Source organism: Anaerotignum sp. (assembly GCF_031981185.1).
Lineage (GTDB): Bacteria > Bacillota > Clostridia > Lachnospirales > Anaerotignaceae > Chakrabartyella.
Genome location: NZ_DALYUL010000002.1, coordinates 130947 through 141781 on the forward strand (window position 1 = coordinate 130947; position 10835 = coordinate 141781).

10 protein-coding genes are annotated in these 10835 nt (G+C 39.8%); all 10 read right to left on the minus strand.

What is annotated here, in order from left to right; translation table 11 throughout:
• A partial coding sequence (gene pilM / locus RTK36_RS01650; RefSeq protein ID WP_312043649.1) for a type IV pilus biogenesis protein PilM occupies positions 1-581 on the minus strand: 581 nt, incomplete at its 3' end.
• 124 nt (positions 582-705) lie between these two features.
• On the minus strand, positions 706-1521 hold the full coding sequence (locus RTK36_RS01655; RefSeq protein ID WP_312043651.1) for a prepilin peptidase: 816 nt from the start codon (positions 1519-1521) through the stop codon (positions 706-708).
• Between the two features lie 138 nt (positions 1522-1659).
• Complete coding sequence (locus RTK36_RS01660; RefSeq protein ID WP_312043653.1) at positions 1660-2046, minus strand: prepilin-type N-terminal cleavage/methylation domain-containing protein; 387 nt, start codon at positions 2044-2046, stop codon at positions 1660-1662.
• A 194-nt stretch (positions 2047-2240) separates the two neighbouring features.
• Positions 2241-3437 carry a type II secretion system F family protein gene (locus tag RTK36_RS01665; protein ID WP_312043655.1) on the minus strand — a complete coding sequence of 399 codons (1197 nt, stop codon included), beginning with the start codon at positions 3435-3437 and terminating at the stop codon, positions 2241-2243.
• A gap of 35 nt (positions 3438-3472) precedes the next feature.
• Entirely contained in the window at positions 3473-4519 is a 1047-nt protein-coding gene (locus tag RTK36_RS01670) for a type IV pilus twitching motility protein PilT (RefSeq protein WP_312043657.1), read from the minus strand.
• Positions 4509-6227, minus strand: coding sequence for a GspE/PulE family protein (locus RTK36_RS01675; RefSeq protein ID WP_312043659.1), 1719 nt, complete (start codon positions 6225-6227; stop codon positions 4509-4511). Before RTK36_RS01675 ends, RTK36_RS01670 begins: the two co-directional genes overlap by 11 nt.
• 35 nt (positions 6228-6262) lie before the next feature.
• Positions 6263-6775, minus strand: coding sequence for a type II secretion system protein (locus RTK36_RS01680; RefSeq protein ID WP_312043661.1), 513 nt, complete (start codon positions 6773-6775; stop codon positions 6263-6265).
• Between the two features lies 1 nt (position 6776).
• Positions 6777-7079: a type IV pilus modification PilV family protein gene (locus RTK36_RS01685; RefSeq protein ID WP_312043664.1), complete on the minus strand. Its 303-nt coding sequence runs from the start codon at positions 7077-7079 to the stop codon at positions 6777-6779.
• On the minus strand, positions 7076-7837 hold the full coding sequence (locus tag RTK36_RS01690; protein ID WP_312043666.1) for a hypothetical protein: 762 nt from the start codon (positions 7835-7837) through the stop codon (positions 7076-7078). The genes RTK36_RS01685 and RTK36_RS01690 overlap by 4 nt, the downstream gene beginning before the upstream one ends.
• 24 nt (positions 7838-7861) lie before the next feature.
• Positions 7862-10835 (minus strand): GLUG motif-containing protein (locus tag RTK36_RS01695; protein WP_312043668.1); only part of this gene is annotated, 2974 nt, incomplete at its 5' end.

Genomic DNA, 10835 nt, shown 5'->3' on the forward strand with positions numbered 1-10835 from the left:
ATGCCGGAATGCCCCATGTCTACAATGCAGTAAGCATCAGGATGATCTTCATTTTTATTTTCATAGTCACGAATGATATTGCCAAACGCACAAGCATCGGGCAACGCAATTTTCAGTTTAAAACCAGCATAGTGTAATATTTTTGTATATCTCTCAATCAATTCATTTTTCACCGCCGCTATCAGCAGTTCCAAGGAACGTATTTCCCCTTCTTCATCCTTTTCCTGACCAACTACAGCATAGTCATAATAATATTCCTCTCGATCTGCATGAATATAATCTCGGAATTCATAGGGAAGGTTTAACCTTAATTGGTCTGTACTCATATAAGGCATACTGGTTCTGCGTAAATAGCAGACTTCCAAGGGCAGAACAACAACTGCATTGTGGTTTTTCATTTGATTGGCTTTCGCCATTGTTTTTAAAATTTCTCCCAGCGCTTCAAAGGACAAAATATATCCATCCCGAACCAAGTTATCCGGCGTAAGTTCCGTTGCCGTTTTCACTGCCTTTCCATCGACAATCTGTATCATTTTGATACTGCTCTCCCCAATTTGTATTCCTGTATATCCTTTGGACATTATAACCCTCCCTTGTATCTAACATATAACGCTTTTCATATGTATCGAACTTATATTGGTACTCTAAAAAATGAAAAATATATAATATCCAAGCTGTTCCAAAACCAGCCGGTCATATTCAAACTTAAAATAACCCCAAATAAAATTGCAATATAGGCTCGCCAACAAAAACGCAAGTCATTGCCGCCATTGCAATGGAAGGACCAAAGGGAAATGCCAAGGGGTTTTCTTCATCTTCCACACGAATATTTTGAAACATCAATGTGAATAAGATTCCAAAAACACAAGACAGCAAAACCAGAAGTACATTGACTTGTATACTGAAATAAAGCCCAACCATAAAATATAGCTTAATATCTCCGCCGCCCATGCTTTCCTTATGCAAAAAATGATCCATCACAAGGGAAAGAATCAAAATAGGCGCAGAAATAGACAATCCAGCAAGCGCTCCTTTCAGGAGCTTTAAAAAGATAATATCACCTTTTAAGCAAGTAAACAAAACAAAATTAAGAATTCCTGCAATAATCAGACCATCGGGAATGATTCCTGTTTCCAAATCCACAAGGGCAATGGCCAAAAGAATCAAACCTAAAATCATAAACATCAAAGTATCTAAACTTAAACCAAATTTCCAAACTAAGGCAACAAAAACCAGAGCAGTCAAAAGCTCTGTAGCTGGATAGCGCACGGAAATCTTCTCTTTACAACAACGGCTTTTTCCCTTTTGCATCAAATAAGACACAATGGGTATTAACTCCAAAGGGGTTAGAGTATGTCCACAAACAGGGCAATGGCTTCTTCCACGGATAAAGTCCTCCCCGTGGGCAATGCGCCACGCAACACAGTTGATGAAACTGCCCATAATGGAGCCAACGATAAATGTTAAAATAAACATATATGCTAATATGTAAGTATCTTGAAAATTGTATAATCGAAGCATAAGCACTTCTCCTGTTTATCCAAAACCCTCGATAGAACTGCAACCCGCCACAGTTCTATCAGGGAATTGGGTTGTGGTTAATTGGCAATTATTTCACCATGAAAAATTAGTAATAAGTGAATATTAAGTAGCACTTCATCATGATGTCTTGGGTACTGGAGTTGCTGCTGGTGTGGGGAAGGTCATAACTTTTATATCTCCATCTACAGCATCAGGTGTATATGTTACCTTAAATTTGTCAGCTGTTCCACCAATAATCTCTGTTATGTCTCCATATTGAAGTTCAGGTCCATCATAGTCACTTGCCTTAGTAGGTAAAGGTGTATCATCAGTCATATTTGCTACCAATTTTTCTGCATACCATGAACGCACATTTGCGACATCAGCAGCATATTTAGCCTTTTTATTTGCACCACTGAATGTAGGAATAGCAATCGCAACCAAAATAGCAATAATACCAATAACAATCAGCATTTCCATTAATGTAAAGCCTTTTTTATTTTTTCTTTTCAAAATTTTGTTCATATTATGTACCTCCTTAATTAGTCAATAAAAATATATTCCAAGTGAGCGGGTTTCTCACAAATGAATAACAACTTAAATTCTAGGTTCCTACAAGAACAGAAACCCACGTAGATTTATTTTAAATGCCCAACAGACTTTTGGCAACGATTGTAAAACAATTACCCAGCGTTAATTTCTGGTAGGGCTTCCATTTTTTATATTCCTCCATACAGAGAGAACATTGGTGCATATACAGAAACAAGGATAAACAATACCACGACCGCCAAAACACAAATGATAATCGGCTCCAAAAGGGTTACCATTCTGGAGGTTTGGGTATCAATTTCGCTATCGTAGAATTCTCCGATGGTATCCAAGGTTGCCTCAAGGGAGCCTGTTTCTTCTCCCACGGCTGTCATTTCAACCAAAAGTTGTGGCAGTTCCGTTCGGTTATGCAAGCTATCCCCAAGGCGTTTCCCTTCCTCAAGCATAGATACTGTCCCTTTTACTTGGGTGCCAATATATTTGTTATCCATCACCTTCCCCGTAATGGAAACCGCCTCCACCACAGGCAAGCCTGCCCCAATCAAAGTTGACATGGTGGCGGCAAATTGGGATGCCTGCTTTAACATGGCAAGCTTTCCAAAGATGGGGATATTAAGCTTGAAATGCTCTAGCTTCAAACGATTGTCTTCCTTTTTTTCATATAATTTATATATCACCAGAACAAGGGCAATGAAAGCCACCAAGGCGAACCAATAATGTACAAAGAAATTGGACATCCCAATTAACATTCTTGTGGGTAAAGGCAATTCCACACCAAGTTCTGCGAAGCTGTTTGTAAAAACAGGTACCGCCTTAACCATAATAATGATTATGACAAGAACCGCAACAATCATGGTAAAGCCGGGATAGACCATGGCATTTTTGACCTTCCCCTTCATTTTTGCACTTTTATCAAAATAATCATGAAGCCGACGAAAAGAGTGTTCCAAGGTACCTGATTCCTCCCCAGAGCGTATGGTTTCAATAAACGTAACGGGAAGGTTGGGACCTTTGGTTTGAAAGCTTTTCGCCAAGCTTCCCCCAGATGCAACATCCTTGGAGACCCCTTCCATAATGGTTTTCAGCTTTTTGTTTTCAGTTTGCGCGGCGATCATTTCCACTGCACGAAGGATGGGGAGCCCTGCACCTACAATAACGGAAAGCTGGGAGCATAAAATTGCCAATGCCTTTTCATTGATTTTCCCTGTAACGGCATTTCCCTTTCCCATTTTTACTTCTGAAATGCTTGTTACAATATCATGGTTTTCTTTAATTTTATTGATTGCTTCATATTCACTAAAAGCCTCTACAAAGCCTTCGATTTCCGCACCCTTTTTGGAAACCGCCTTATATTTATAAGTTAGCAATTACATCTCCCCTTTCCACTGATGGAAATTGTTTCTTATGTGATATTTCTTTTTACAAATTCCAAATTTTTTGCGGCAAACAAGGCTGTTCTGCTGGATATTTTTTTATCACGAAAAAGCTTAATAATTGCATTGTCCATTGTGACAGAGCCTTTATCTGCCGTCGTCGATATGACGTTGTCTATCTGAGGAGATTTTCCTTCTCGAATCAAATTTCTGATTGCAGGATTCACCAACATGAATTCACATGCGGGAATCCGTCCGCTTCCATCTTTTTTGGGCAGAAGCTGTTGTGCCAAAACTGCCATAAGGGTTAGTGAAAGCTGTAAACGAATCTGCTGTTGTCTAGCCTCAGGGAAGGAATCGACAATACGATCCACAACCTCTGCCGCAGAACCGGTATGCAGTGTTGTCAGCACCAAATGTCCCGTTTCCGCCGCCTTTAAGGCGGTTTCCATGGTAATGGTATCTCGCATCTCGCCAATCAAAATGACGTCGGGATCTTCTCTTAAAACAGAGCGAAGCCCTGATTCATAGCTTTTTGTATCCCGCCCGATTTCCCTTTGGTTAAATATACTCAAATCCGGCTCATAAATATATTCTATGGGGTCTTCCAAAGTGATAACATGGCAATCCCTTGTATGGTTAATACGGTCAATCAGTGACGCAAGGGTGGTAGATTTACCTGAACCCGTCTGCCCTGTTACAATGACAATGCCACGCTTAAGCTCCGTTAGATTATCAACCCCCTCGGGCAAGCCCAAACTTTCCAGCACTGGAATCTTGTCATTCAAAAGTCGGATCACCACAGAGGTATGATCCTGTTGGCGGAATAAATTGATACGGACACGAATTCCTTCAATGGTTCTTGCCAAATCCATTTCTCCGACTTCCAAAAAATCTTCATACCGATATCTGGCTAATTCCATGGCATAATTATCGCAGTCTTCATCATTCAAAATAAAATCTGCCATAGATTCTAACCGCCCATTGACACGGCATTTAGGAGTCAAGCCAAAAATCAAGTGAATGTCCGACGCTTTCTTATCATTGGCATATATAATTAAGTCATCAACTCTCATAAGCATAATCCTCCGAATTCGTTATTCTTTTTGCTTCATCAACGGTGGTTACACCTTCCAAAACCAATCTCCTGCAATTATCTGCTAGGGAAACAAATTTCTTATCACTCTGTATTATATCCGCCAATTCTTCTCTTTTTGCACCGGATGCCATGGCATTTCTGACTTTTCTATCCATAACCAAAATCTCAAACACCGCAACTCTGCCACGATACCCCGTATTAAAGCACAACGGACAACCATCTCCATGATAAAATTTATGATTTATCTCTTGAGATAGACCAATGCTTGCCAATTCTTCCTTAGAGGGGGCATATTCCTTTCGACAATTGGGGCAGATTTTGCGTACAAGACGCTGAGAAACAATACCATTTAATGCACTTGATATGAGATAAGGCTCAACACCTATATCCAAAAGACGATCCAACGTGGCAATTGCGTTGTTGGTATGTATGGTTGACAGCACCAAGTGGCCTGTTATTGCGGCTCTCATAGCAATCTCTGCCGTTTCACCATCACGGATTTCTCCGACAGCAATAATATCCGGGTCCTGTCGAAGGATTGCCCTTAATCCACCGCTAAAAGTCATCCCTGTTTTTTCATTAATTTGCACCTGATTGATACCTGAAATATTATACTCAACAGGGTCCTCAAGGGTAATCAGATTACTTTCAACCGTATTCAACTCACGAATCATTGTATATAGAGTAGAAGATTTTCCCGAACCCGTTGGCCCGGCAATCAAAACCACGCCGCCGCCCTTTTGGTCTATCAGCTTCATATATTTTTCCAGATCCTCGCCTGTTAAACCAATTTTTGCTTTATCCAACAATTGGGTATTTTTATCCAACAAACGGATAACAAATTTCTCACCATAAATGGTAGGTAAGGTAGACATACGCAAATCGATGTCCGCTTTTTTCACCTTGGCATTGGAACGACCATCCTGAGGAATTCTGCGCTCTGTAATATCCATGCCGCCCATAATTTTCAGACGAGAAATAACAGAAGCCTGCAAATCCTTGGGTACTGTCATAACATGTCGAAGTAAGCCATCAATACGCATTCTAACCCGAACCTCTTTTTCACTGGGTTCTATATGAATGTCGCTGGCATGCTCAATCACCGCACGCTCGATCAATGAGTTCACCAAACGAATGGTGGGTGCCGATTGCTCATCATTATCAATGATATTGGACATAAAAGAATCGCCAAAAATAGCAACCACAGGTGCGTCATCTATTTCTCGCTTCATCTCAGCAATCGCCCTGGCGGCGCCTTCATTTCCATATAGAGAAGCAATGTTTCTTTGTATAGACTCCTCCGTTGCAATCAGAGGAATAATTCGTTTTTTGCTGACCGCTTTTACATCCTCCAATGCCATGAAATTCAAAGGGTCGCTCATTGCCACATATAGCGAATCTCCCTCCAGCTTCACAGGCACAAGACCATAGCTGTTTGCCAACTTTTTCGGCACCATCTCGGAAAGGGAGCTAGGGATAGAAATCACCGATAGGTCAATGGAATCAAGACCTAATTGAAGCTTCAACGTATTAATCAACTGTTCTTCAGTAATAATACCTTCTTCAATCAGTTCTTTTCCCAAGCGATTTTTTGTTTCTTTTTGTTTTTTTAAAGCAATCTCAAGCTGCTCACTGGTAATAACCCCCGTTGAAGTCAGCATATCTCCCAATCTTTTAAACTTCATTTTATCCTTTGTCCCCCTCCCTGTAATACACTATATTAGCTTAATGTACGGAAATAGAAAGTATATTCTTTGCTCAAAGCGCTGTTCTCTTTGCTTTTAATCACATAACTTCCCGAAAAAACCCCATCTTGATAGTGTAAAGTGAATGAATCTATTACCATAGACGTATAAATTCCACCATTTAACAATGCCACCACTGGTGCATCATCTGCATCATCCGCCTTTTCATCAGTCAGGTTTAAATAAAGCCAACCTTTTTTCAGTACGAAATGCCCCTTTACCACATTATAGTTTTCATTGGTAAATTGAATGATACCATCCTCCTCACTGATAGAGGAAGAAAACCGCAGAACATCAGATAGTGCAGTATCAATGGTAGCTGCCAGCACCTCGCCCTCAGAAACAAACAAGGATTTTTTATAAATACTGGCTGCTGCATTTACCGCAGTCGTAATTCCAATGGTAAGGATAGAAATAATCAATAAGGCTACCATAGATTCAAAAAGGGAAAAGCCCCCTTTATTTAAGAATTTTTTGATTCCTTTCATATTATATTCCCCCCTCCTTTGTTGCATAGGAGGTGAATCCCGATTTATCTCCATAATAATTCACATCATAGGTATAGGTAGTACCACCACTTTTTATTGTTACTTCTCCAGAAATGGGTGTCTCTCTTTTTTCAACCTTTTCCAAATCCTCACGATATTTTTTATCTACTTTTTCAGCATCCAGATTGATTCTTGTTGAGGATGCAGTCACCTCTGCCAACAGCATGGCAGAAACTGTGAGAATTAAAATCGCCACCAAGGTTTCTAATAATGTTTCCCCTTTTTTATTCTGTATCAATTTCAAGGGTACACCCCCTTTGAAACTGTTCCGGCATCATACGTAATTCTTGTATTAATTGTATAAACAGTAACATCATAGGTTTTTGATACCCAATCCCATGATGTTGTTCCGTCATATTCTTTAATCTGGGTATAGACCTCATGAGTATCCACATCAGGCTTCACTAGTATATCCGCCGATTCTTTATTCTGGGCGTTGACACCTGCCTTAAAAGTCACATCTGTGCTGTCATTTAGTGTCAACGAACAAGTTAGTAAGTAAGTATCACGATCCAAGGACATTTTCAACTTCACATCTTCCATACCTGTGCCTTTTATCACAAACTCTCTGGTTATAACAGCAGAGACAGGCTTGGGATTTACATACTGGGTATGAGAAGTAAACGCCTCATACACCATACCTTGTAATTCGGCCCGCAACCTTGCCTCAACACCTGCTTGATAGTCCATTTCTGTACAAATCTCAGCTATATCACTATGCTTTGCAGGTCTGATTTCCAAGAGCTCTCCAAAACACTCATAGACCGTGTTTGTTTCCCAACCCTTATACTCAACTCCTCCGAAAATATTCCTGAGAAGATTTGCCGCCGAGCTTACGGAGAGATACTCTTTCTGATTCTCGTCCCTTTGACGTATCTTATCAATATTTGCCGTGGCTGAGCTTAAAATAACTGAGGCGACCATAAAGCAAACGAAGAAAAGCATGAGGGCAAGCAAGATAGAGGCGCCTTTATTGCTATTTAATTTTTTTAAAATTTTCATAAAAGCACCTCTTTGGTTTACGGACTAATAGGTAAATGTATTTGTATTGCTATTGTAATAAAATACATATTCTGTACCATCTATTTTATTTCTAACTGTTACATTATTTAAAGTATACCAATAATCATTAAGGGAAAAAACATTTAATGTCAGTCCATCTGCATTTGTATTTCTTAGCAAAACATAAGAGTTATTTGACAATGAAACAGTATCCGTATACACCCAATTATAATTGTAATTATAATTATATGTAAATATTGCCTCCCAACTTGACAAATCTTCTGCAAAATTACTGTCGAAAACGATTCCATACCTTGAATCGCTACTTGCGCCCCGTGGTTTAGTATAGCTAGTCTGTTTATTGTCTTCTAAATTCACCACTACCCCGTTTGCATAATAGTCCGTACTATACCAGCTTGATTTATAATAAAGCTTAATCGCCCCAACCTTCCCGCTTATTCCTACAGGCCAATCACCACAGTGATCTAATGCAGAAAGTCTAGGATAGGGGTAATATCCACTCATGGTATTGCTCCATGTTGCACTTGCATTGCTTGTTGTCCAAGCTCCAGAGGTAAATACCGTTTTCATCTGGGTGAGGGATTTAATTGTTCCACCAGAGTTTGTAATTGAATTGTTTATTGTTTTATCTTTTGCCCAATAGCACGATGCAGTAGTAATGCCTGTAGAACCCGTTGGAACAAATCCATAGCTCTGGGTTCCTGATACACTGGCAAGGGTATAGCAACTCTGAACATTAGACCCAGAAGAAGTTCTTCCAATAAAACCAGAAGCAACTGCATTATTAGACTGCACTTGGCCTAAGGCATAGCAATTGTTTATAGTTCCACTGTTTCTAAGTACAAAGCCTGCCGCTTCACCTTTCACACTGGTAATTGCTAGATTCACATAAGAGTTAGTAATAGTACCAAAGTTTTGGACAACTATACCTGCACTTCCTAAGCTGGTGGTAGTTGTATTTATTGTGCCTGTAGCAAGACAATTTTGAATATTTCCATTGTTCGTTTTGGCTACGGCTGCTAATCCATCTGTAGAACTGTTCATGTTTATTCCAATTAAAGCCAAATTCTTTATACTTCCATTTACAGCAATGATATCAAACAAAGGCATTTTTAAACCGAAAATACGGTTTCCATTACTTCCCGTTTTATACCCATTGAAAGCTTTAGCACTGCCCCCTGAAAGGTATCCACCATCAAAGGTATACCCTGCATTGATAATACCACCTGTATTTGTCTCAGCCATAACATCATGATCCAGCTTAATATACCACCCACTGCTTGCAGAAGTCATATTTTGAAGCTGTTGGGCTGTACGCACCTTAAGAGGTACTTCAGCGGAAGCCTTTAATGCCGTGGTTGAAAGTGTATCGGCAAAGGCTCCGTTTACATGAATTGTTCGTGTTTTCGGGGTTCTGACAGAATCCTCTGTTTCATCATACCCAAATTGTAATTCCTTGGTTATCATATTGTTCTCAGGTAACAATAAAAGCAAGCTTGTGTCATTAAGGCTATATAAATTATAGATTCCTTTCCCAACTGTAATATCGTTCTTAAGAATAGTCCCTAGCTGAAGAGTCTGACCATTTGCTTGAAAGGTTCCTGCATCCTCTAACAATCGAAGGACACCATATCCTGCACGATCAATGGTTTTACTATTGGTTGTGTCAAAGCTTCCCACATAAGAAAGTGCATTCTTTTCATTGATATAGCTGGTAGCAAAGGTACCATCGGAATACAACTCATAATATGTCAAATATCCGGAATCCTTCTTTGTTGACTCGTAATACCAATCTCCATAATGAACATATGTAGTGGTTTCCACTCTTGGATTGACCACCAGTGCAGGGTAAGAATAAGCAACAGAATCTAATGATGAAGACCACGGATAAGTATTCCCCGAGGTAGCACGACCCGAGCCCCTTGCATCTATGCCAGTTGCACTATCTTTGCTTGCTGGAATGGATAATGAACATAGCTGCGAATAATTTAATTTGTTGACTGAAAACTCCCCACCTGCTACTGTTCCATTTAAAGTTACCCCCGTACCTACGGTATTTGTTAAGTAGTAACCATTATAAAGTTTCAGCTTATCCTGTTTATTAATTACAGCATAAGGAATACCTTTTATATCATTTTTATCCCAGTTGCAATAAGTATATACATTTGTAATGACCATATTTCTGCTGCTGGCTTGATTATCATAGATACCATAAATATTATCAAAACCGGCACAAATTCCTGCCAAATAGGTGTTGGAGGAGGAACTGTCAGAGGCTGTTACGGTACCACCGCTATAGCAGTTTGTAATAGTCCCTCTACCATTGATTGAGCCCACCAAACCGCCAATATAACGAGCAACGTTAGAGCTTCGATCCGCAGTAACCAGCTTGCTTACCGCACTGCTATTTTCAATTCTACCAAAGTTATAACCCACCAAACCACCCACAGCACAAGGCAGCTTAGCATTGCTTTTTGGAGCATAGCTTACTTTATATCCAGTTACAGAGCAATTTTTAACAGATGCATAAGAATATGTTTCATCATTTCGATATTGCTCATTATCATCGCTCCCTTTTACCCCAACATACACCAATCCTGCCAAAGCCCCAACACCGGGATGATGTGAACCGTCGTTATATTCTGAAGTAACATAACCAGAATTGTTTTCAGGATCGGAAGCAACCATAACGATATTTTTCAGTGAAGCCCCCTGTACCTCGCCAAAAAGGCCAGTGAATTGATATCTATCTTCATTTGTGGTAACACAGCGATAATCAATAATTTCATATCCTTGGCCATCATAAACATTTCTAAAGTTACTTGGTGTATAGGTGGCTCCCGTTGGATCTGTAAACGCCTGAGAATTGGGGCGTCCAATGGGTCTGTTTCGATATCCATTCCCGCTTGCGGTATCCATCAGATTATAAGTTATACCACAATATGTCTTTGTATAAATCCCAAAATCAATATCATTT